The following is a 21,329-nucleotide window of genomic DNA, read 5'->3' on the forward strand; positions in this document are numbered from 1 at the left end:
AGGGAAAACCCCGATTCGCGTCGCCTAGTTGTCAGTGCATGGAACGTGGGTGAGATTGATGAAATGGCGCTCGCACCTTGTCATGTTTTTTTTCAATTTTATGTCGCAGACGGGAAGCTATCATGCCAGCTCTATCAACGAAGCGCAGATATTTTCCTGGGAGTTCCCTTCAATATTGCATCCTATTCGCTATTGACGATGATGATTGCGCAGATTACAGGACTCGAACCTGGCGAGTTCGTGCACACGTTTGGCGATGCCCACCTTTACTTGAATCATATGGAGCAGGCAGAACTGCAATTATCGAGGGTCCCCTATCCATCGCCAAAGATGCAGATAAGTAGTGAGGTCAATTCGTTGTTTGATTTTTCCTACGACGACTTTGAGTTAGTGGGTTATCAATACCACCCGGCGATACGGGCTCCGATCGCAGTGTAGATTGGATACTGTTGCGATGATCATTTCCATCGTCGTTGCCATGGACGAGAATTGTGTGATTGGTGCTAATGGCGCGCTGCCCTGGCACCTGCCCGCGGATTTGCAACACTTTCGCTCAATCACGATGGGCAAGCCGATTGTGATGGGCCGCAGGACCCATCAAGCAATCGGCCGAGCGTTGCCGGGACGGAAGAACATCGTGGTCACCCGGGACCGTGATTTTCAAGCGCCTGGATCTGTCATTGTCCGCTCCTTGGAAGAGGCATTTGTGGAAGCGGGCCAAGTGGATGAGGTGATGGTCATCGGGGGCGCAGAGCTTTATGCGCAAACATTAGTCCATGCTGATCGTATTTATCTCACCGAAGTCCATGCCGATGTTGGTGGCGACGTAGTATTCCCTCCCTATGACGTGGGGCAATGGCACGAGGTGCAACGAGCGGCGTTCCCTAATGATGACAGGAACCCTATTGCTTATAGCTTTGTGATCCTGGAACGGCGGCCCTAATCACTAGTCTGTGCACGCGCTTTGCAAGGGACGCTGAAGTACTGCAAATCATCTAATCGTACGGCTGTTAATTGCCCGCCCCATACGCAGCCGGTGTCAAGCGGATGGACTCCCTGTGACTCATAATGCTTGTCAGCCAAGTGCAAGGTGGACCAGTGTCCGAAGATGATCTGCAGGTCCTGGCTGCGACGTCCGGTGATCTCGAACCAGGGAATAAGCGCGGAAGTGCCATCCACTGGTGGCCCTTTCTCTTCGAGGGCCAGACGTCCAACTTTGTCGCAAAAGCGCAAACGGGTGAAGCAGTTAGTGATAAACCGCAGCCTGTCCCAGCCGCTTAGCTCCTCTGACCAGCAATCGGGCTGATTCCCGTACATATTATCCAAATAGACTGGGTAGTCTGCGCCCCTCAATGCGGATGTAACTTCCACCGCACATTGCCGAGCTAAGGTGAGATCCCATTGGGGTGGTAGCCCTGCATGGATGAGTGTGAAACCGAGTAATGCATCGTGATGGATGAGCGGCAGGTGCCGGAGCCAATCGAGCAGCGCTTGTGAGTCGGGCGCGGCTAAGACACCGTCGAGCGTCGGGTTAGAACGGACCTTGTTATTATGTGCGTGTGCAACAGACAATAGGTGAAGATCATGGTTTCCCAGTACGGTGGTGGCGCTTTCTCCAAGATCTTTGACAAATCGTAACACCTCCAGCGATTGTGGCCCGCGGTTAACGAGATCGCCGGTAAGCCAGAGCCGGTCAGTCGCCGGAGCAAATTGGATGCGATCAAGGAGCGTCAGAAATTCGCTGTAACAACCTTGTATATCGCCAACGGCGTAGGTTGCCATCGTATGCTAAGAAGCGCTAGTGAAGTGACGTTGGAGTCGATAGGCTGAAGGCGGGGATCTCTGCGTCAAATTCCACACCATCATCGGCAAGCATTTGATACGTTCCTTGCATGCAACCGACCGGCGTTTCTAACATGGCTGCACTTGTATAACGGTAAGCCTCACTCGGTCGCAAATAGGGCTGCTCGCCAACTACTCCTTCACCGCGAACCTCTTGGACCTTCTCGTTTGCATCGGTAATGATCCAGTGGCGCGTTAACAACTTGGCGGGGATGTTGCCCATATTTTTTATGGTAATCGTGTATGCGAATACATAACGGTTAAGCTCCGGTACAGACTGGTCTTCAACGTAGGCGCTTTCCACCTCGACGGAAATCTTATATACCGGTTGTTCTGCCATGGCGTTCATTTCACCTGAATCGCATGAAGCGCGCAAGCAGCAGTGGAACTATGCAGTCTGCAACTCCAACCGTTCCAGGCGCCGATATGAAATCGCTTCGCTAAGATGAGGTGTTTCAATAGTATCGTTGCCGGAAAGGTCCGCGACGGTTCGAGCAACTTTCAGGATCCGGTGCATGGCGCGTGCCGAGAGGCCTAACCGCTCGATGGCGGATTCCAGCAAGTTTAAATCAGACTTGCTCAAGCGACAGAATCGCTCAACTTCACGATTGTTGAGTTGCCCGTTCGACTTACCAGCGCGATCGAGCTGGCGCTGATAAGCCGATTGCACACGTGCTTGTACTGCGCGACTGGTGTCGCTCCTTGACCTGTTTTGATCCAATAAAACCTCACGTGCTACGCTGGGGACCTCGATGTGCATATCGATGCGGTCAAGCAGCGGCCCCGATATCCTGCTCCGGTACCGTTGCACTTGGTCAATAGTACAGTGGCACCGGCCGCTGCGATCGCCAAGGTAGCCGCAAGGGCAAGGATTCATGGAAGCAATCAGCTGGAAGCGCGCTGGGAAGTCCGCCTGATGGGCGGCGCGGGATATGGTGATGTGCCCAGACTCCATCGGCTGCCGGAGCACTTCCAAGACGCGTCGATCAAATTCCGGGAGCTCATCTAGAAACAGTACACCGTTATGGGCCAGGGAGATCTCTCCAGGGCCCGGATGGCTGCCGCCGCCGACCAGCGCCACCCCGGATGCCGTATGGTGGGGTGAACGAAAGGGGCGTTGTTTCCACTGCGCCATGTTGAAGCCGAGCGTACTGACAGAGGCCACTGCGGCGGCGCTCAATGCTTGGTCTTCGGTCATGGGTGGCAAGATCCCAGATAGGCGACTGGCTAGCATTGTCTTGCCGGTCCCAGGCGGCCCGATCATCAAAAGGTTGTGCCCCCCGGCCGCGGCGATCTCAAGCGCGCGTTTCGCGTGGTGCTGAGCCCGCACATCTGACAGGTCGTCGGTATTGTGAGGTTGCGGGACCTTGAACGTACTCGTGTGCGCGGGGATTTCAGTGTGATTGCTCAGATGGGCGCAGACCTCAAGGAGGTGCTTGCTCGGCAATACGGTTGCGCCCGCAACCAGCGCTGCTTCGTCGGCATTTTCTTCTGGAACAATGAGGCTGCGTCGTGCGCCGCGCGCAGCCAGTGCCACCGGTAATACCCCGCGAATAAGACGCAACTCGCCAGTCAGTGCCAGTTCACCGACGAATTCGTAATTGGCGAGGGGTGTTACTGGGATCTGGCCGGACGCAGCAAGGATGCCGAGGGCAATGGGCAGATCAAAACGACCGCCTTCCTTAGGAAGATCTGCCGGCGCGAGATTGATGGTAATGCGTCGTAATGGAAAATCGAACCGGTTATTGATCAAAGCGCTGCGTACGCGGTCCTTGCTTTCCTTAACCGCAGCCTCGGGTAGGCCTACGATGGAGAGACCCGGGAGCCCGCTCGAAAGGTGAACCTCAACGGTTACAAGCGGGGCATGGATCCCCACTTGAGCCCGGCTGTAGATGATGGCTAGGGACATGGACTGCTTTTGTTGCCGCTAGGGCTTTTTGTTTTCGTCCTCGCATCGCTTTGCGCTTAAGCGAATTGTCGGCTCACGAATACGATAATACTGACTCGCAGCCCCGTCGTTGTACGTTACGCATGTCGATGATCGCACACGCAGAGGGGCTTTGCGGATCCCCTTTTTAGAGCTTTAGCGCTTCTTGTTGCGGCCTTTCGACTTTGAGCTGGCTCTATTGCTCCCTTTCCCCTTTGCCTCTTTAAGCTCCCCAACACGCCGCTCCATTTCCTCAAGGCGTTCCCGGGTCCGTGCCAGAAGGGCCGCCTGCACATCAAATTCCTCTCGCGTGACCAGATCGAGGCGGGCAAGAGACGCGCTGAGTGCAGCGCGGAGATTCTTCTTTAAGTCGCGCGTGATTTGCCGGGTGTCTGCCGGCAAGGCTTCGATGATGGACTTCGTGATTTCGTCAAGCCGCCAAGTATTGGACATGTTGTGGGCTTCACTCGCGCAAATGCTTAGGCCCGCGGCGCTAACCGCCGCTGTCAATATTTCGACAAGTTATCGCCATGCTTGGCCTAAAGCAAGCGAGTTGCCCTGCACTAAAACGGTGCACCCCGGACCACTTGTGCGCAACGAAGGTGCGTGCTCTCGCACGATGGCTGATAGATCCGTTCAGGGATTGCGTCAAGGTGGTCCGTAAATCAATTACATACTGAAAGTTCGCTGCTTGGCACGGATTGTGCTCACCGATTGCTGACGCACAGTTTAATGGCTTCGATGTTTTTAAGAAGCACGTGAAGAGGAGTATACAGATGAAAACCTTAAATACATTTCTCGTTGCGGTCCTCACCGCGGGTGTGGGGCTCGCTCATGCGGAGGACTCACCCCATAGCGTTAGCGCAAACGTCGCCATCGTAACGGACTATGTCTTCCGAGGCATTTCCCAGACCAATGAAGATCCCGCCATTCAGGGCGGCTTTGACTATGGCTTCGATTTTTCCGAGCCGGCCGCATTTTATGCCGGGGTGTGGGCCTCCAATGTGGAATTCAATGAAAACGCGGCTGCACTGATACCGGTGAACGAAGCGACCATCGAGATCGACTTCTACGGCGGCTTTAATGGTCAAATCATGGGCGCTGACTGGGATGTCGGCGGCCTCTACTACTTCTATCCCAGCAGCCCAGGTACCCTCAGCTTCGATTACGGCGAAGCGTATGGTTCTCTCGGCTACGCCTTTGGGCCCGTCGACGCCAAGGCAGGCCTCAACTACAGCCCGGACTACTACGGGGCGGCTGGTGATGCCACCTGGCTCTACGGCGAGCTAGCGACATCGGCCCTGCCAGCGGGCTTCGGTCTCAGCTTTCAGCTTGCTCGGCAGTGGATTCAGAAAAATCTGACATTTGGTACGCCCGATTACAACACATGGAGCGTCGGGATATCGCAAAGCCCTGGGCACTTTTGGGAAAAGCTCAGTTTCATGACCTTAGAGCTGAAGTACATCGATACGGACTTAAGTAGCACCGAGTGCTTTGGCGGCGGCAGCATCTGTGATGGCAGGATCGTTTTCATGGTCTCTGGGAGTATTTGATTAACAATTCGGCCCCGCTCGTTGATGGGGCCGCGCCCAACCTCGGGAGGGATAAAACGGATGAAATTAGTCACAGCGATAATCAAACCCTTCAAACTGGACGATGTTCGCGATGCGTTGTCGGAGGCCGGTGTCCAGGGTCTTACTGTCAGTGAGGTCAAAGGGTTCGGCCGTCAGAAGGGGCACACGGAGCTTTACCGTGGTGCGGAGTATGTCGTCGACTTTCTGCCCAAGGCCAAGATCGAGGTGGCCGTCGCAGACGATCAGCTCGACCAGGTGATTGATGGCATCACCAAGGCCGCCAATACCGGAAAGATCGGGGATGGAAAGATCTTTGTGTATGACCTTCAACAAGTCGTTCGCATCCGTACCGGTGAGACCGGACCGGAAGCACTATGACCTGGGCGCTTTGAGGAGAGAATGAAATGACACGCTTTAAAAGTCTATTGGGCAAGAAAAGAAATATTGTAAGCGGCCTGCTTGCCGCCTTTGTATATCTACTGCCTGAGCTGGTTATGGCTGAAGAGGTAGTTGAGGACGTGCTGAATTCTGGAGATACCGCGTGGATGCTCACGTCAACGGCCTTGGTGTTATTCATGACCATACCGGGCCTTGCGCTGTTTTACGCTGGGATGGTTCGCAGCAAGAATGCGCTGTCCGTCATGATGCAGTGCTTTGCCATCGCCTGTCTTGTCACCGTGCTGTGGGTCCTGTACGCCTACAGTCTGGCCTTTGGGGACGACGTAGGGAGCGTCATAGGCAATCTCGGCAAGGCTTTCATGAAGGGGGTCGGGGTGGATACCCTCAGCGGTACCATTCCGGAGACCGTGTTCGTCATCTTCCAGCTCACCTTTGCCATTATCACCCCAGCCTTGATCGTCGGGGCGTTTGCCGAGCGCATGAAGTTCTCGGCCCTGCTCTGGTTCATGGGCCTCTGGGTCACCTTGGTGTATGCGCCCATCTGTCACTGGGTGTGGGGTGGCGGTTGGCTCGGCAATTTGGGCGTTTTGGATTTCGCTGGCGGCACTGTTGTGCATATCAATGCCGGGATCGCGGGTCTCGCGGCCGCGCTGGTCCTCGGCAAGCGCAAAGGGTATGGGCACACTGCCATGCCGCCCCATAGTATGGTCCTGACGATCGTCGGGGCGTCCATGTTGTGGGTGGGCTGGTTCGGCTTCAACGCCGGCAGTCAGCTCGCCGCGGACGGTGTTGCCGGAATGGCCATGGCTGTGACGCAGATCGCAACTGCGACGGCGGCACTGACGTGGATGTTTACCGAGTGGTGGGCCCATGGGAAGCCCAGTGCCTTGGGTATTGCCTCCGGCGCAGTGGCCGGCTTGGTTGCCATCACACCCGCATCGGGCTTCGTTGGGCCCATGGGTGCGCTGGTGATCGGTGTTACCGCTGGCGTTGGATGTTACGTCGCCTCCGTGCGAGTCAAGAAGGCCTTGGGTTACGACGATGCACTGGACGTCTTCGGCGTGCACGCCGTGGGCGGGACCATCGGCGCTATCCTGACAGGCGTTTTTGTCGATGCGGCATTGGGCGGCGCGGGCCTTGCGGAGGGCGTCAGCATGGGCGCCCAGGTTGGCAAGCAATTTGTTGGTGTCGCGGCGACGATCATCTATTGCTTTATAGCGAGCATTATCATTCTCAAGGTTGTCGACGGGATGGTGGGTCTGCGGGTCACCCAAGATGAAGAAACCGAGGGGCTCGATCTGATCCTGCACGACGAAGCCGGCTACAACTTGTAGCGCAATCACTCCTCTGCGTAAGTTCTACGGGCGCTTCGGCGCCCGTTTTTTATGGCCGCCGCCGGCGGGGCTCAAAGCTTGGGCGTCCGAAATCCCCGTGGATGGGGTAGTTTCAGGAGCGCCGGATTACGATATAGTGTGAGCGTGGGGGGGTAATGATTTGATCTATGGCTGTCGCCAGACCCTTACCATAGTGAGGAGGATTTGCGTATGAAATTAGTCACCACGATTATAAAGCCCTTCAAACTGGACGATGTCCGGGACGCCTTGTCGGAGGTTGGGGTCCAAGGACTTACCGTCACCGAAGTCAAAGGTTTCGGCCGGCAGAAAGGGCACACGGAACTCTACCGTGGCGCAGAATATGTCGTCGACTTTCTTCCAAAGGTCAAGATCGAATTGGCAGTTAGTGATGAAATACTGGAGGCGGTGCTCGATGCCATCAGCAAAACAGCAAATACCGGCAAGATTGGGGATGGGAAGATCTTCGTTTACGATTTGGAACAAGTGATCCGCATCCGTACAGGTGAAACTGGCTCCGACGCGCTGTAAATCGTAATAGGGGGAGGAGAGAAATTATGACTGCTTTTTGCAAGTGCATTATCGTATTCGTTACCGGTACGCTCATATCAGTGCTACCGTTGCTCGCTCTTGCCCAAGGCGATGGCGAGCTCAATGAGGGTAATACGGCCTGGTTATTGACGTCCACTGCACTGGTGCTGTTAATGACCCTCCCCGGTCTGGCGCTGTTTTATTGTGGCATGGTGCGCAGGAAGAATGTGCTTTCTGTGCTCATGCAGACTTTTGCCATCACCTGCCTGGTGTCCGTCCTGTGGTTGCTGTTTATCTACGGCTTGGCGTTTGGCGATGGTGGCGCAGCGAACAGGGTGATTGGTTCCGGCAAGGTCCTTTTGGACGGGGTCGGGGTGGATGGTTTAAGCGGAGATATTCCAGAAACCGTGTTTTTCATGTTCCAGATGACATTTGCCATCATTACACCCGTGCTCGTTATTGGCGGCTACGCGGAGCGCATTAAATTCTCTGCGGTGCTATGGTTTACCGCGGCCTGGATGATTCTGGTCTACGCGCCGGTCTGTCACTGGGTGTGGGGTGGCGGCTGGCTTGGTGAGCTGGGGTTCATGGACTTTGCGGGCGGCAGCGTCGTGCACATCAACTGCGGCGTGGCGGCCATCGTGGCGGCCGTGGTGTTGCGCAATCGTAAGGGGTTCCCCGATACGGCAATGCCGCCGCACAACATGACACTAACCGTGGCCGGTGCCGCCATGCTTTGGGTCGGCTGGTTTGGATTTAACGCCGGCAGCGCCCTGGCCGCGGACGGCAACGCCGGGATGGCCATGGTTGCGACGCACACCGCTGCGGCGGCCGGGGCTCTGTCATGGATGACGTGTGAGTGGATCAGGCACGGTAAGCCGAGTGTCCTTGGCCTCGTCACGGGAATGGTGGCGGGGCTGGCTACGATTACGCCGGCCTCCGGTTATGTCGGTCCCGTGGGTGCGTTGATTATCGGCATCGCCGCGGGTGTAGTTTGTTACTTTGCCACGCAATTCATCAAACGGTCCCTCAAGATCGATGATTCGCTGGATGTCTTTCCCGTCCACGGGGTAGGTGGCGCGTTAGGGTTATTGTTGACAGCCGTATTTGCGGCTGGGGCCTTCGGCGGCTTGGGTCTTGCGGAAGACGTTGGGATCGGTGGTCAGTTTGTGACGCAGCTGGTTGGCGTGTTGGCCACCTTAATTTGGTGCGGCGTGCTGAGTTACATCATTTTAAAGATCATCGACGCGACCATTGGGCTGCGGGTTACGGAAGACGAAGAGACAGAAGGCCTCGATCTCGTGCTGCACGACGAGCGCGGCTACAATCTATAAAATGTATGACTACCTGGCAAAAAGCGGGCGCATAAACGCCCGCTTTTTGCTTAATTCGTAACTACTTGTTGTCAGTAGGCGTGACCTCCAGCTTTTCGGCAGGTCATTCTGAGGCGGGTCATGGCTTTTCCGAAGCTTGTCGATGAAGCGCTAAGGCATCCGTCTTCTGAATGTCTCACGGTTTTCCGATAGGGCAGGATAAAGACTGGCGTCTCGGGGTTATTCGACGCGTAGCGCCGTGGGGCTCTGTTAATATGTGGGGGGAGTGCATAGAATGACCCGCCGGCAAGTTGTTGGCTTTTGATAGTGAGTCTTGTCGAGGGACTTTATGACTAATCAAAAACTAGTTGATAAGGCGTTACTCAAAACCCTGGTACCACCGAGCGCGCTGAATCCGGAAAATTTTCAGGAGCTCGCGGGTAAGGCCGTGGTTGAAGAAATCGCGCCGGGTAACACAATATTTAAACAGGGGGAGAAGGACGGTAAGGTGGTCTACCTGCTGGAAGGCGAAGTAAATCTATTTTCCAATAAGGGTCAAGAAACTGTTATCCGATCCGGTACCGATATCGCCAAGCACCCCCTCGCCAATCAGCAACCCCGCCAACGGACAGCAACGGCAAAGACCCCCTGCAAGATCACGCGATTTTATAGCAGTCTGCTCGATATCTTGTTGACATGGGACCAAATGGCCGGCATTGAGGTAGATGAATTACAACGGGAAAATAAAGAAGCGTCTGACGATGGAGATTGGATGACGCGCATCCTGCAATCGAAGGCTTTTTTGCAAGTTCCTCCCGCTAACATTCATGCCATGTTCATGCGCATGCAGGAGGTGCCCGCACGGGCTGGCGAGATGATCATCAAACAAAACGACGAAGGGGATTACTACTACATCATCAAGTCAGGCAAGTGCAAGGTCACGCGCACGTCCAAGACGGGTGCACAGCTAACTCTGGCGCAATTATCTGAAGGTGATGCCTTCGGTGAGGAGGCGTTGCTCTCAGAAGACAAACGGAATGCCAACGTGATCATGGTAACGGACGGCTTCTTGATGCGGCTTTCCAAGGATGATTTCAATGAGCTTTTGAAGGAACCGGTATTGAACTGGGTTATAAAATCCGAAGCGGACGCCATGATTAAAGATGGGGCGGCGTGGTTAGACGTGCGGTTAGAAAGCGAGCATAAGAATTCGGCGATCGAAGGCAGTATGAATCTACCGCTGTTCATGCTTCGGCTGAAAGCTGGTGGTTTAGATTCGAGCCGGAAATATATTGTTTACTGTGACACGGGGCGCCGGAGTTCTGCTGCTGCATTCCTGCTCAACCAACGAGGTTTGCAGGCCTATGTCCTCAAGGGAGGTTTGGTTGCTCGCTCTGACCAGTAAAGCTCCTGAGTAACGAGAATCACTGCGGCCATCGTGTCGGAAAGTTTCGTTCTAGATCTTCATTACGATAACTACTGTGTAATGGGTAATCCCGTTGCGCACAGTAAATCCCCTCTCATTCATGCAGCATTTGCCAAGCAGACAGGCGAGTCAATCGTCTATCAGGCGATCTTTGTTGAACGTGGACGGTTTCCGAGCGCGCTAGATACGTTTCAAAGGGCAGGCGGAAAGGGGCTTAATGTAACGCTGCCTTTTAAACAGGAAGCGTGGTCTTTAGCCCAGCACCGAAGTCAGCATGCCAATCGCGCCTGTGCTGTTAACACGCTATGGTTTGATGAGCGCGGCGAATGTTATGGGGACAATACGGATGGTGCAGGGCTGGTCAAGGATATTCTGATCAATCACGGCGGCTGCATCAAAGGCCGTGATGTTTTAGTTTTGGGCGCCGGAGGCGCGGTGCGGGGCATTCTGGAACCGGTACTTGCTGAAGGACCCGTAAGGCTCGTACTGGCCAATCGGACCGTCCGCAAGGCAGAGGAATTGATCAGTCTCTTTGCTGATCTCGGTGAGCTTCATGCGTGCGGATATGATGCGCTCAATAGCGAGCGATTTAACCTCATAATTAATGGGACGTCATTGAGTCTAGAGGGTAAGGTACCGCCGCTTCCTGATGACATCCTGATACCTGGGGGCTGGTGCTACGATATGATGTACGCGGATGAGCCAACAGTATTTGTTCGCTGGGCGGATGCGCACGGTGCTGAGAAGGCGTTGGACGGCCTGGGTATGTTGGTGGAGCAGGCCGCGGATTCGTTTCAACTTTGGCGTGGCATTCGACCCGATACAGGTCCTGTCATCGAGGCAATTCGGCGCAACAACTCGCCTAAATGAAACGCACCGGCGTGATCGCTTGCGGTTTAGTGTGTACTAAAATCCCTGAAGTCTGTCCATCAGGTTCGGAAGCCAAACGGCTATCCCGGGGAATGCTGCGAGGAGCAGGAGGCAGACAAGCTGTAATGTAACGAAAGGCAGAATTCCGCGGTAGATGTGTTGGATCTTCACCTCTGGCGGTGACACTGCTTTCAGGTAAAACAGAGAGAAACCGAAGGGTGGGGTAAGGAAAGATGTTTGAAGGTTGACGGCAATCAGGATAGTGAACCACAGGAGGTCAATGCCTAAGACAGCGGCGATTGGCCCTAAAATTGGAACAACAATAAACGTAATTTCGAGAAAGTCGAGAAAAAAACCAAGAATGAAGATCAAAACCATGCTCACCAGCACAAATCCCCAGGTTCCACCGGGCAATTGGGTCATGATGTCGTTTACTAAATGATCACCGCCCATCCCCCGAAATACCAACCCGAATGCGGTCGCGCCGATCAGGATAAGGAAAACCATGCTTGTCAGACGCGTTGTCTGGCGCATGGCGTCTTGCAGGGCAGAAAGATTCAGACGCCTGTGCAGCGCAGCGAGCAGTAGCGCCCCTAGCGCGCCTACTGCGGCCGACTCCGTTGGTGACGCGATACCGAAGAAAATCGAGCCAAGTACTGCAACGACCAATGCAAGTGGTGGTAGGAGACTTTTTAGCATACGCGTGACCAGTCCTCGAGAGTCGGTCGTTCTAAGCGCCGGAGCAGCGCCTGGCCAGCGCCAGCAGAAGACGGCGATGGCAATCAAGAAAAGCAGAACAAGCAGCAAGCCAGGGACCACTGCAGCGATGAACAATCGGCCAACCGGCACGCCAATGACATCTCCTAGGATGATGAGGACCACGCTTGGGGGAATGATCTGGCCCAGTGTCCCTGATGCGGCGATGGTCCCTGTCGCAAGGGGAGACGAATATCCATGCTTTAACATGGCTGGGAGCGCAATGATTCCCATGGTGACCACCGTGGCACCCACGACGCCAGTGGTTGCCGCCATGAGTGCGCCGACGACCACAACCGATAAGGCTAACCCTCCGTGCACTCGTCCTAGCAGCAACCCCATGGTTTCCAGAAGGTCTTCCGACAGGCCAGTCTTTTCCAAGACAACGCCCATAAACACGAATAACGGTACCGCAAGTAGTGTGAAATTAGTCATTACGCCCCAGATGCGTAAGGGCAATAGATTGAAGAAATCGAGGCCTAGAAAGATCCCGCCGAAGATGAGCGCTACTGAGCCAAGCGTGAAGGCGACCGGGTAGCCAAACATCAACGCCGCCATGAGGGCGAAGAACATCACGAATGCCCAGATTTCCATCAGGGTCGATCCGTGAGCTTCAAGAGGTTGCGGAGGATGTCAGCCAGACCTTGGATAAGGAGCAGTACAAAGCCGACGGGAATCGCGGCTTTCAGTAACCAACGGTACGGCAGGCCACCCGGATCGGGCGAGCCTTCCGCATAAATCAACGATTGGTGCACAAACGGCCAGGAACTCACGATGACCAAAAGAGCGAAGGGTGCGAGGATTACGAGCCCGCCGATCAGGTTAACCCACGCCCGTCGGCGCTCATTCATCCATTTGCTTTGATAGAAGAGATCCAGACGCACGTGTGCATCGTGTTTAAAGGTATACGCGGCTGCGATCAGAAAGATGAGCGCAAACAGGTGCCATTCGAGTTCCTGTAGCGCAACCGATCCACTATGAAACAAATACCGCATAGCGACATCAAAGCTGATGAGCAGCACCATGGCGATGACGAGCCAAGCGCATGCCCGCCCGGTCAGCTCGCTGGTGGCGTCAATGGCAGCGACGGTGCAGGAGAGCACGCGGCGCAGTGGGGATGGGTCTTTCATCGACATGCCGTCAACGTCTGAGGGGCCCCCTACGATTCTGTGCCCGAGTTGGGCAATGGGACGTCCCCCTGAGATGGGCGCCGCGTAGGTCCATGCTTCGTGGTGCCCGCGGGCGTGGCGTCCGCTGGCTCATGGCGCACGGGCATCTTGGGGCTCGGGGTGAAAAATTTATGCACAGGCTTCGGGTTGCGGCTTGGAGGGGGCGTGCTGTTAGACAAAGTCTAGACCGGTACCCGGTCACAGTTTATAAGCCATTGAAATTACGAATGAAAATCAGATTGTTCAATTTCTCGCCGTTTTGTTCAGAAGCGTGCGTTGGCAAGGCTTTTGGCGCTTTGGTCTCAAACAATGCACAAACTTATCCACAGTAAATGTGGGTAACGTCCTACGTCTTATCGGACACCCATATCTTGGGGATGTAAACCGGGAAATAACCATACGCTGTGATTGATGTGCCCCGTGACCCCACACGCACACTGTTCGTATTGGTGTATTCTCATGAGACGTCCGAGCGTCCCCCCTCCGTTGGGGATTATACTGAAGTCCCCTGAACGTACCCATCCATGGCGAGCTGCCACCTTAATGATTGATTGGCTTACCATCTTACTTTACGGCGTTTGCGAGCTCCGCAAAGCTATCGAGGGAGAGCGTATCGGCGCGCACGCCCGGGTCGACTCCCGCCTCGCGGATCTGCGTTTCACTAAGTAACGCTTTGAGCGAATTGCGCAGCGTCTTTCGCCGGTGGGCGAAGGCTTGTCTTACCAGATTGCTAAACTGGGCTTCATCGTAGATCTTAACAGGCGGCTCTTTGTGTGGCACAAGGCGGACGATGGCGGAGTCGACCTTTGGCGGCGGTGAGAATGCCCCTGGCCCGACAGTGAAATACGGTTCAACAGAACAATGATATTGCGCCATGACGGACAGCCGGCCATAGGCCGGCGAGCCTGGCTCCGCGGCAAGGCGGTCCACAACCTCCTTTTGGAACATCAACACCATGTCGCTAATGCAAGCGCTGTGCCTAAGTAAATGGAATAAGAGCGGCGTGGAGATGTGATAGGGGAGATTGCCAACCACCCGTAAGCACTCACTATCCTTCGCAAGACTACAGATATCGAAATTCAGCGCGTCGACGGCATGTATGCGTAGCGCGCCAAGTTCTAGACAATGCGTGTCTAAGCTCGAGGCTAGGTCGCGATCGACTTCTATCACATCCAGTGCCCCAAGATGCTTAATGAGTGGTACGGTCAGTGCTCCGTGACCCGGCCCGATTTCAACCACTCGCTGACCTGGTTGCGGGGCGATGGCGCGGATTATCCGATCAATGATATTTGGATCGTGCAGGAAATGTTGACCAAGTCGCTTGCGCCGGCGATGGTGGCTCTTTAGGGCCTTCGTCACGTGGAGCCTGCTGAGGCACTGACGCTTTCGTAGTGGGAGCCTCGAACGCGTTGCGTGCCTTTCCTTCTGGCCAGCTGCAAGGCCATCTTAATGGCCGCCAGCAGACTGCTGGCCTGCGCTCGACCCGTGCCTGCGAGTTCCAATGCGACCCCGTGGTCAACTGACGTGCGAATAATCGGGAGCCCCAGCGTGATATTGACAGCCTCACCAAAACCTTGGTGCTTAAGTACTGGGAGGCCTTGATCGTGATACATAGTCAGCACAGCATCGGCTCCCTCAAGTCGCTCGGGAGTGAATGCTGTGTCGGCTGGAACAGGACCGATGAGCAACATTCCTTCAATGCGTAGCTTCTCCAGCACAGGGACGATGACATTGATCTCCTCATGACCCAAATGCCCACCTTCTCCCGCATGCGGGTTGAGTCCGCATACGAGGATGCACGGATTGGCTATGGCAAACCGATGATGGAGTTCGTGCCAAAGCACGCGCAATACGGCTTGCAGCCGATCCTTGGTGATCGCCGCGCTGACCTCTGCCAGTGGCATGTGGGTCGTAGCCAAGGCGACGCGCAGCGCGCTTGCGCAAAGCATCATGACAGGCACTTCTATGTCGGTCTCCTTTGCAAGAAATTCAGTGTGCCCCGTAAACGGGATCCCCGCATCGTTGATGATCCCTTTATGGACCGGTGCAGTAACCATCGCGTCGAACCATCCGTCAAGGCAGCCTCTACACGCCTTTTTTAACGTTTCGATGACATAGGGGGCGTTGGTCGCCTCAAGTTGCCCGCACTGGGGGAAAGATGCTGTGGCGACCGGTAGCACGAGCAGTTTGCCGGATTGATGCGCGACGGGAGGACGGCGCGCATCATAAAAAGTCAGTTCCAACGGTATATTGAGGATCTCGGCGCGCCGGGCCAGGAGGTCGGGATCCGCGATCGCAATAAGTTCGGCGGGATACGTGTGTTGGGCTGCCTGGATAGCGAGGTCTGGTCCGACCCCAGCCGGTTCTCCGGGCGTGATGGCAATGCGTGGATAGGATAGTGAATCACTCATCCGCTTCCGGCTCCACTGGATCCAGCCGGTACTCTACATACGCCTCGTCGCGCAGCTGCCGCAACCATGCTTCTTGGTTTTCTTGAATCTTGCGTTGTCGGATGGCCTCCCATGCCTTGGCGCGCATCACCTCCTCTGTGCTGTCGTAATCGCGTCGGTCGTTTACCTGAATGATGTGCCAGCCAAACTGCGTTCGGACGGGTTCACTCGTTTCACCAGGTTGTAGGGAGTGCATCTCTTCTTCGAACTCGGGTACCAGGTCCCCTGGGCTGACCCAACCCAAGTCACCACCATTTACGGCGCTAGCTGTGTCATCGGAATGTGAACGTGCAAGCTGGGCGAAGTCGTCACCCCCGTCAATTCGTTGTTTGAGCTGCGCCAAGCGCGTCCGTGCAGCCTCATTGGACGTGATATCGCTGGGGCGTACCAGAATATGGCGGACCTTGGTCTGGGTGACCATACGCTGATCGCCGCTACGAACGTCTAGAAGTTTAATAATATGGAAACCGCTGGAGGTTCGAATCAAACCACTTACGTCGCCCTTATTCATTTTTGGTACAACGTCAGCGAAGATCGTTGGGAGCTGGTCGCCTTTTCGCCAGCCCAGGTCTCCACCATCCAATGCTTGCTGCCCGTCTGACATGGCTACGGCCGTTTCCTTGAACCCCGCATCCGCTCTTAGTTGTTCCAATACAGCCTCAGCTTTTTCCTGACTCTTTTGGACTTGGTCTGACGATGCAGCCTCCGGCACGGCGATCAATATATGTGCAAGGTGATATTCGGCGTTGATTTCACCTTGGTTCTTATATGTAGTAAGAAAGTTATCAATCTCTCGATCAGTTACTGTGATCCTGTTGTCTATCTGGCGTTGGCGGAGTTTTGTAAGGGTGATCTCGTCTCGGATGTCTTCACGGAATGCACCGTAATCGTAATCATCACGCTCAAGGATCGCCTGGAACTGGGACAATGACACGCCGTTATTCGACGCGATTTGGTTAATGGCCTTGTTCAAGGTCTCATCATCGACCCGGATCCCGGTTTGCTGTGCTAGCTGCAACTGCAGCTTCATCAGAATGAGGCGTTCCAGCACTTGTTTCTCCAAGACCGATTGTGGCGGGATCGCGGTACCTTTTTGTCTAAGTTGTCCCTGTACTGTACGTGATCTGTTATCTAGCTCACTCTGCATAATCACATCGTCATTGACGACAGCGACGATGTGATCAAGTGGTTCCCCAGCCCAAGTATTGAGAGTACAGGCAACCCACGGTATCAAAATCGCTCGTAAGAATTGGTGGAAATTGTGGCGTCCTAAGCTAGCGCTAGAACTCATCATGATACCCGGGGATGTTCTCTTTGAGGAATGTGGTGGTCTTTTTACCAAGGCCAGCCAGGCCCTTTAATTCGACCTGAATAAAGAAGCCAGTTTGGAAGTCGCCGTTCACATCGGCCAGGAACCGGCGGGCTATCGCTCTGAAACCCCAGCAACAGGTATTATATTCAACCCCTCCAAAGACCTCTACCGTCCGGTCATCCTGTAGCGAGTAGAGCCAGCGCCCCACGAAGTTCCAATTCGCGCTGACTGGCCAGACCCCGTTCACGTCCGTTTGCTCTATGTTCGATGACCTGCGCAGCCGGTACGCGACATTGACGATTCGGCTATCATCGTGATCGTACGCAAAATGGATGGCCCCCTTCTCGAAAATGCTGTTGTTCGGATTCCATTGCAGGTCGCCGCGTGCGCTCAAGTCCCATGGCAACTCTGTTTTCAGGTCGGCAACGAAAGGCGAGACAGGATCTGTTTCAGGAGCTACGCCAGGCAATTGCACCTTACGATCCTCAAAGAAAAATAGCTGTCCAAGGCTGAACTGTGTCATCTCCTCGCCGCTCGAGCCATGAAGAAAACGCGTCGTGACCGCCAATGACAGCTGATTTGCATCCCCCACCCGGTCGGCGCCCGTGAATCGATCCTGGCGGAACAGTTGGTCGAACTCGAAAGTGAAATTACCGGTATCAAACACGGGCAGATCATTTTGATTTTCAAAGGGTACATATAAATAGTAAAGGCGTGGCTCTAAAGTTTGCAGGAAGTTCGTACCGCCCATTGTCACGTCGCGTTCAAAAAACACGCCACTGTCGAGGCTCACATATGGGATGGCCCTGTTCGGGGAACCAGTGAACGTTTGTGTCATATCAAAATTCTGTGTTCTATCAAGCGCATACTGTGTGAATCGGAAACTCACTTTTGGTTCGAGAAAGGTCGAAATCGTACGCCTTGGATAACTTACGCTTGGGTATAGATCAAAGCGCCCACCGTTCACACTGAGCGTACGATCGAAGTTGACGGCCTCGCCCGTGAAGTCGAGGTTTAATTTCCTATTCCTGTTTTGGGTTGGCACATTGAACAAAAACTGGGGAAGCCGTTCATAGGGACGGTCATCGGGGGCAATGGTTGGATCGACTGTCTGAAAGCTCTGCACCCGTCCAAGCACGTTCCAGCGATCGCCTCTGTATGAAACATCGCCTCTCCGTTCGAGAAAGCGTTCACTGGAAAGGCTCAGGCTGTTTCCAAAGTCGGAAAAATACTGATCGTCCGAAACATCATTATAGGTGAGAAAGAGTCTTCCACGGTCCAGAAAGCTTTGATTGTGCGTGAATGCGATCTGGTGTCTGTCTTTGTTTCGAAACTCGTTATCGCTCGGTAAATAGTCACCATTAATCTGCCCGTTACCGCGTTCTAATAGGTACCGGTATTCCCCCATCAGCATCACGCCGCGCTTACTCATACCCCGAGGGGCAAACGTCGCATCCATCGCTGGTGAGATGTTCCAGTAGAAGGGCGTCCTGACCTCGATCCCTGAGTTATTTGTATTACCGAAACTCGGGGCCAGGAAACCCGTTTTGCGCCTGTCGCTGATCGGAAAATTGATGTACGGTAAATAGAATACTGGTTTGTTTTTGACCTTTAATATGACATGCTTGGCAGTGCCGCGTTCCGACTCGAAATCGAGCTTGAGATATTTGGCGGAGAGTTGCCAATCGTTGTCCTCCGGCAGGCAGGTGGTATAATCAACGTTCTTGAATTCGGCAAATTGCTCGTCTTCATCGACGAAAGCATCAGCCGCCTGCCCCCGTGCATGCCAATCTAACAGTCGATAGGTAACACCACCGAACTCCCCGGTATCGTCATCGAGTTCCACATGCCCGTGCTCGGCGGAGAGTATTAATTTCTCGTCCCAGTACTGTATATTTCCTTCAACGTCAACCGTTTCCTCGTTCTGATCGTAGATAACTTTGTCAGCACGCAGTTGCCGGGGCCCGCGGGTAACTTCAACGTCGCCCCAGAAGCTCAAAGGACCGTCTTTTATGGCCTCGGCTTCGTCTGCCGTCACGTAGGTAGCGTCCTCCGCGTCGCCTTCCATGGCCTCAAAGGTTGGGCGTGGTGATATGTCAGTGGCCGGTCCACAGAGCGCCCAGCGCGGGTCTACTGTTTCGGCTAAAACGAGTGCTGATGCGCACGGATATAGACATGACGCGGCAATCAAGAGGGTCTTAAAAGGCCGTTCCATGGAGCGAAACTCGTTATTAGTATGAGGACTCTAAAATCGCACAGAATGGTAGCATCTTCAATGAGTTCCTTGAGTCGGCATGTGTCTTCCGACACGCGGGCTCGATCCATCTGGTCGGCTCGACAATTTCGGCAGCTCACCGGAAGGCCGCAACAGCGGTAAACAGTAGTGAGAGCTGCGGTTTTAATGCGACTTGGTTCTGCGCGGCGTGCGGGGTTCCTTATTTGGACGTGACCCGTGTGGCCTTGCAGGCGCTTCCACCGACATGCGTCGTCACCCGTCTGCAGGCCGTTGATATTGAGCCCGTTAAGCGCCTGACGGGGCGGCGATTGCCGCGTCATGTAAGATCTAATGAAAGTGCCCGAGCATGTTCCAGTCGTGATGTGTGATCAACAAGACGGCAAAGCTTGGTTGATCAGCGATTCTCGAGACTCGATGTGCGGATAAGCACGCTATCTAGGATGCTGCTTGGCAAAATCCACTGCAGCAAGGCGAACACGTAGGTGGGAAACGTTACATAATATCGTGCTTTCGGGCGAGCGCTTTCAAGCGCGTGCAGCACCTTCTTTAACACGGCATTGGCCGGTAAGGTAAAAGGATCTGGCTTTGTAGTGCCTAGACGCTTTTCGATCGATTGGTAAATCGTGCGATGAGTGCTTTTCTCTGCATCAATATTTCGTTTGAAGGCTGCATACGCATTTTCGCGAAACCGACTTTTGATAGGTCCTGGCTCAATGAGTGACACGAAGATGCCGGTACCTTTAAGTTCCATACGCAGGGTATCCGTCAAGCCTTCCAATGCATATTTACTGGCGTTATATGCCCCGCGATATTTAAGGGCTATAAATCCCAACATCGAACTGTTTTGAATGATGCGCCCAAAACCTTGGGCACGCATGGCGGGAATCACATGGCAAGTAAGTTCATGAGTCCCTAGGAAGTTCACCTCAAATTGTTCTCTCAATACGTCGCGCGATAGGTCCTCTACGGCACCTGGCTGTCCGAAACCGCCGTTATTAAACAAACCGTAGATACGTCCCCGAGTTCGCTCGAGCATCAACTCGACGGCCGTTTTTATAGACGAAGAGTTGGTGAGATCAAGTTGCAGTGCGTCGAATCCGTTGGCTTTGAGGTCTTCAACATCCTCCCATTTTCGCGCTGTTGGGTATACAACATAACCGCGGGCTTGCAGGCCCTCTGCCACGCACCGACCGATCCCACTTGAGCAGCCGGTGATAAGAATCGGTCGGTTGGCTGGATTGTTAAGTGTCATCTTATGTACCCCATGTTGTCGGCCTCATCACTATATCGTGCGTACTAGGTACGACTCGTTATATGCTGACGCTTCTGATTAAAATAACTTACATATCCTTGAAGAGTCTAAGCTGTCTGTGCGATCGTTTCGGAATGCTGCGCATGATCATAGCCCACCGAGATGAGCGTATCGATACCGCATGAACACTAAAGACAAGAAAGATCGAAGCAGCGAGTGGTTTGTTCCTCGCTTTGGTACGATAAAGTTCCGCGTTTTTGTTGGACTGCTGTTCTTACCCTACACTGGTATGGTCCTTTCTTACACGGTCATTGGGTCCATGATGGCCGAAACTATCTATTGGGATCGAGTTCTCGCGATATTGGTGGTCTATTTCTTGGCATTAGGGATAGGCGCCCATGCTTTGGATGCCTTGGGCAGTCAAGGTATTAAACCTTGGGGTAGAATCTTTTCTGATAAGACGCTCTGGATACTCGCAATTGGCTCTGTCTCAGCTGCATATGCGATCGGTGCCTATTATATGATTCTCTATACTCCACTCCTTTGGCTGATCGCAATCCCGGAAGGCTTTTTTCTCCTGGCCTACAATCTGGAATGGTTTAAGGGGCGATTTCACAGTGATGGCTGGTTTGCATTCTCATGGGGCAGCTTGCCTGTTCTTGCAGGCTATGTCTTACAGACCAATCAGATTTCATTCCCGGTGCTCCTCGTTGCTTGCGCGGCGGCAATGTTGAGCCTCGTTGAGATAAAGGCTTCACGGCCTTACAAGGCGATGAAGCGCACGGTGGCGGAAGACGGAAAGACTGTTGATCACGGTCAGGTCCAGGTATTTGAAGCCATATTAAAGAGCATTAGCTTGGGGGTTATCTTGTTGGGCGCCGGCATGTTGGTATGGCGATGGCTCGGATAAGGGTGGGTGT

General features: G+C 54.2%; 21 protein-coding genes. 10 read left to right on the forward strand and 11 right to left on the reverse strand.

The annotated features are described in order from the left end of the window. Both thyA and O6944_11045 read left to right on the forward strand, forming a co-directional pair. A partial coding sequence (thyA, locus tag O6944_11040; GenBank protein MCZ6719670.1) for a thymidylate synthase occupies positions 1-438 on the forward strand: 438 nt, incomplete at its 5' end. Between the two features lie 16 nt (positions 439-454). Then, positions 455-943, forward strand: a complete 489-nt coding sequence (locus O6944_11045; GenBank protein MCZ6719671.1) for a dihydrofolate reductase — start codon at positions 455-457, stop codon at positions 941-943. Here the strand turns inward: O6944_11045 and O6944_11050 are convergent. From O6944_11050 to O6944_11065, 4 genes are all read right to left on the reverse strand, one after another. After that, positions 940-1,782, reverse strand: a complete 843-nt coding sequence (locus tag O6944_11050) for a symmetrical bis(5'-nucleosyl)-tetraphosphatase (protein ID MCZ6719672.1) — start codon at positions 1,780-1,782, stop codon at positions 940-942. The genes O6944_11045 and O6944_11050 overlap by 4 nt on opposite strands. A gap of 16 nt (positions 1,783-1,798) precedes the next feature. Beyond that, complete coding sequence (gene apaG, locus O6944_11055; protein MCZ6719673.1) at positions 1,799-2,182, reverse strand: Co2+/Mg2+ efflux protein ApaG; 384 nt, start codon at positions 2,180-2,182, stop codon at positions 1,799-1,801. 48 nt (positions 2,183-2,230) lie between these two features. Further along, positions 2,231-3,751 (reverse strand): YifB family Mg chelatase-like AAA ATPase, encoded by a 1,521-nt coding sequence (locus O6944_11060; protein ID MCZ6719674.1) that lies wholly within the window; start codon positions 3,749-3,751, stop codon positions 2,231-2,233. Between the two features lie 174 nt (positions 3,752-3,925). Continuing rightward, positions 3,926-4,222, reverse strand: a complete 297-nt coding sequence (locus O6944_11065) for an accessory factor UbiK family protein (GenBank protein MCZ6719675.1) — start codon at positions 4,220-4,222, stop codon at positions 3,926-3,928. Between the two features lie 323 nt (positions 4,223-4,545). Between O6944_11065 and O6944_11070 the strand changes: the two genes are divergently transcribed. The 7 genes from O6944_11070 (at position 4,546) to aroE (ending at position 11,234) form a co-directional block, all read left to right on the forward strand. Continuing rightward, positions 4,546-5,322 carry a TorF family putative porin gene (locus tag O6944_11070; protein MCZ6719676.1) on the forward strand — a complete coding sequence of 259 codons (777 nt, stop codon included), beginning with the start codon at positions 4,546-4,548 and terminating at the stop codon, positions 5,320-5,322. Positions 5,323-5,382: 60 nt separating this feature from the next. Continuing rightward, entirely contained in the window at positions 5,383-5,721 is a 339-nt protein-coding gene (gene glnK, locus O6944_11075; GenBank protein ID MCZ6719677.1) for a P-II family nitrogen regulator, read from the forward strand. 116 nt (positions 5,722-5,837) lie between these two features. Continuing rightward, entirely contained in the window at positions 5,838-7,076 is a 1,239-nt protein-coding gene (locus tag O6944_11080) for an ammonium transporter (GenBank protein ID MCZ6719678.1), read from the forward strand. Positions 7,077-7,286: 210 nt separating this feature from the next. Then, the gene (gene glnK, locus O6944_11085; protein ID MCZ6719679.1) at positions 7,287-7,625 is read left to right on the forward strand and encodes a P-II family nitrogen regulator; all 339 of its coding nucleotides are present in this window, start codon (positions 7,287-7,289) and stop codon (positions 7,623-7,625) included. A 26-nt stretch (positions 7,626-7,651) separates the two neighbouring features. After that, positions 7,652-8,959 carry an ammonium transporter gene (locus tag O6944_11090; GenBank protein MCZ6719680.1) on the forward strand — a complete coding sequence of 436 codons (1,308 nt, stop codon included), beginning with the start codon at positions 7,652-7,654 and terminating at the stop codon, positions 8,957-8,959. A 328-nt stretch (positions 8,960-9,287) separates the two neighbouring features. Next, complete coding sequence (locus tag O6944_11095) at positions 9,288-10,343, forward strand: cyclic nucleotide-binding domain-containing protein (GenBank protein MCZ6719681.1); 1,056 nt, start codon at positions 9,288-9,290, stop codon at positions 10,341-10,343. A gap of 33 nt (positions 10,344-10,376) precedes the next feature. Then, on the forward strand, positions 10,377-11,234 hold the full coding sequence (gene aroE / locus O6944_11100) for a shikimate dehydrogenase (protein MCZ6719682.1): 858 nt from the start codon (positions 10,377-10,379) through the stop codon (positions 11,232-11,234). A 36-nt stretch (positions 11,235-11,270) separates the two neighbouring features. On the opposite strand, the gene O6944_11105 is transcribed toward aroE, so the two are convergent. The 7 genes from O6944_11105 to O6944_11135 form a co-directional block, all read right to left on the reverse strand. Further along, complete coding sequence (locus O6944_11105) at positions 11,271-12,584, reverse strand: TRAP transporter large permease subunit (protein ID MCZ6719683.1); 1,314 nt, start codon at positions 12,582-12,584, stop codon at positions 11,271-11,273. Further along, positions 12,584-13,120, reverse strand: coding sequence for a TRAP transporter small permease subunit (locus O6944_11110; protein MCZ6719684.1), 537 nt, complete (start codon positions 13,118-13,120; stop codon positions 12,584-12,586). Before O6944_11110 ends, O6944_11105 begins: the two co-directional genes overlap by 1 nt. Before the next feature lie 603 nt (positions 13,121-13,723). Then, positions 13,724-14,518, reverse strand: coding sequence for a 16S rRNA (adenine(1518)-N(6)/adenine(1519)-N(6))-dimethyltransferase RsmA (gene rsmA / locus O6944_11115; protein MCZ6719685.1), 795 nt, complete (start codon positions 14,516-14,518; stop codon positions 13,724-13,726). After that, positions 14,515-15,570, reverse strand: coding sequence for a 4-hydroxythreonine-4-phosphate dehydrogenase PdxA (gene pdxA, locus O6944_11120; protein MCZ6719686.1), 1,056 nt, complete (start codon positions 15,568-15,570; stop codon positions 14,515-14,517). Before pdxA ends, rsmA begins: the two co-directional genes overlap by 4 nt. Then, the gene (locus O6944_11125; protein MCZ6719687.1) at positions 15,563-16,900 is read right to left on the reverse strand and encodes a peptidylprolyl isomerase; all 1,338 of its coding nucleotides are present in this window, start codon (positions 16,898-16,900) and stop codon (positions 15,563-15,565) included. Before O6944_11125 ends, pdxA begins: the two co-directional genes overlap by 8 nt. Next, positions 16,890-19,136 (reverse strand): LPS assembly protein LptD, encoded by a 2,247-nt coding sequence (lptD, locus tag O6944_11130; protein MCZ6719688.1) that lies wholly within the window; start codon positions 19,134-19,136, stop codon positions 16,890-16,892. The genes O6944_11125 and lptD overlap by 11 nt, the downstream gene beginning before the upstream one ends. Before the next feature lie 415 nt (positions 19,137-19,551). Then, positions 19,552-20,409 carry an SDR family NAD(P)-dependent oxidoreductase gene (locus O6944_11135; protein ID MCZ6719689.1) on the reverse strand — a complete coding sequence of 286 codons (858 nt, stop codon included), beginning with the start codon at positions 20,407-20,409 and terminating at the stop codon, positions 19,552-19,554. Positions 20,410-20,590: 181 nt separating this feature from the next. Here O6944_11135 and O6944_11140 point away from each other — a divergent pair, with 181 nt between their 5' ends. Then, on the forward strand, positions 20,591-21,319 hold the full coding sequence (locus tag O6944_11140; GenBank protein MCZ6719690.1) for a hypothetical protein: 729 nt from the start codon (positions 20,591-20,593) through the stop codon (positions 21,317-21,319). Positions 21,320-21,329: the final 10 nt, after the last annotated feature.

This window comes from Gammaproteobacteria bacterium, from assembly GCA_027296625.1.
Taxonomy (GTDB): Bacteria; Pseudomonadota; Gammaproteobacteria; order JAKEHO01; family JAKEHO01; genus JAKEHO01.

Excerpts from the sequence above, each read along its gene's own strand:
- O6944_11045 (MCZ6719671.1), top strand. The coding sequence starts at position 455 with ATGATCATTTCCATCGTCGTTGCCATGGACGAGAATTGTGTGATTGGT.
- O6944_11050 (MCZ6719672.1), bottom strand. The coding sequence starts at position 1,782 with ATGGCAACCTACGCCGTTGGCGATATACAAGGTTGTTACAGCGAATTT.
- apaG (MCZ6719673.1), bottom strand. The coding sequence starts at position 2,182 with ATGGCAGAACAACCGGTATATAAGATTTCCGTCGAGGTGGAAAGCGCC.
- O6944_11060 (MCZ6719674.1), bottom strand. The coding sequence starts at position 3,751 with ATGTCCCTAGCCATCATCTACAGCCGGGCTCAAGTGGGGATCCATGCC.
- O6944_11065 (MCZ6719675.1), bottom strand. The coding sequence starts at position 4,222 with ATGTCCAATACTTGGCGGCTTGACGAAATCACGAAGTCCATCATCGAA.
- O6944_11070 (MCZ6719676.1), top strand. The coding sequence starts at position 4,546 with ATGAAAACCTTAAATACATTTCTCGTTGCGGTCCTCACCGCGGGTGTG.
- glnK (MCZ6719677.1), top strand. The coding sequence starts at position 5,383 with ATGAAATTAGTCACAGCGATAATCAAACCCTTCAAACTGGACGATGTT.
- O6944_11080 (MCZ6719678.1), top strand. The coding sequence starts at position 5,838 with ATGGCTGAAGAGGTAGTTGAGGACGTGCTGAATTCTGGAGATACCGCG.
- glnK (MCZ6719679.1), top strand. The coding sequence starts at position 7,287 with ATGAAATTAGTCACCACGATTATAAAGCCCTTCAAACTGGACGATGTC.
- O6944_11090 (MCZ6719680.1), top strand. The coding sequence starts at position 7,652 with ATGACTGCTTTTTGCAAGTGCATTATCGTATTCGTTACCGGTACGCTC.
- O6944_11095 (MCZ6719681.1), top strand. The coding sequence starts at position 9,288 with ATGACTAATCAAAAACTAGTTGATAAGGCGTTACTCAAAACCCTGGTA.
- O6944_11105 (MCZ6719683.1), bottom strand. The coding sequence starts at position 12,584 with ATGGAAATCTGGGCATTCGTGATGTTCTTCGCCCTCATGGCGGCGTTG.
- O6944_11110 (MCZ6719684.1), bottom strand. The coding sequence starts at position 13,120 with ATGAAAGACCCATCCCCACTGCGCCGCGTGCTCTCCTGCACCGTCGCT.
- pdxA (MCZ6719686.1), bottom strand. The coding sequence starts at position 15,570 with ATGAGTGATTCACTATCCTATCCACGCATTGCCATCACGCCCGGAGAA.
- O6944_11125 (MCZ6719687.1), bottom strand. The coding sequence starts at position 16,900 with ATGAGTTCTAGCGCTAGCTTAGGACGCCACAATTTCCACCAATTCTTA.
- lptD (MCZ6719688.1), bottom strand. The coding sequence starts at position 19,136 with ATGGAACGGCCTTTTAAGACCCTCTTGATTGCCGCGTCATGTCTATAT.
- O6944_11135 (MCZ6719689.1), bottom strand. The coding sequence starts at position 20,409 with ATGACACTTAACAATCCAGCCAACCGACCGATTCTTATCACCGGCTGC.
- O6944_11140 (MCZ6719690.1), top strand. The coding sequence starts at position 20,591 with ATGAACACTAAAGACAAGAAAGATCGAAGCAGCGAGTGGTTTGTTCCT.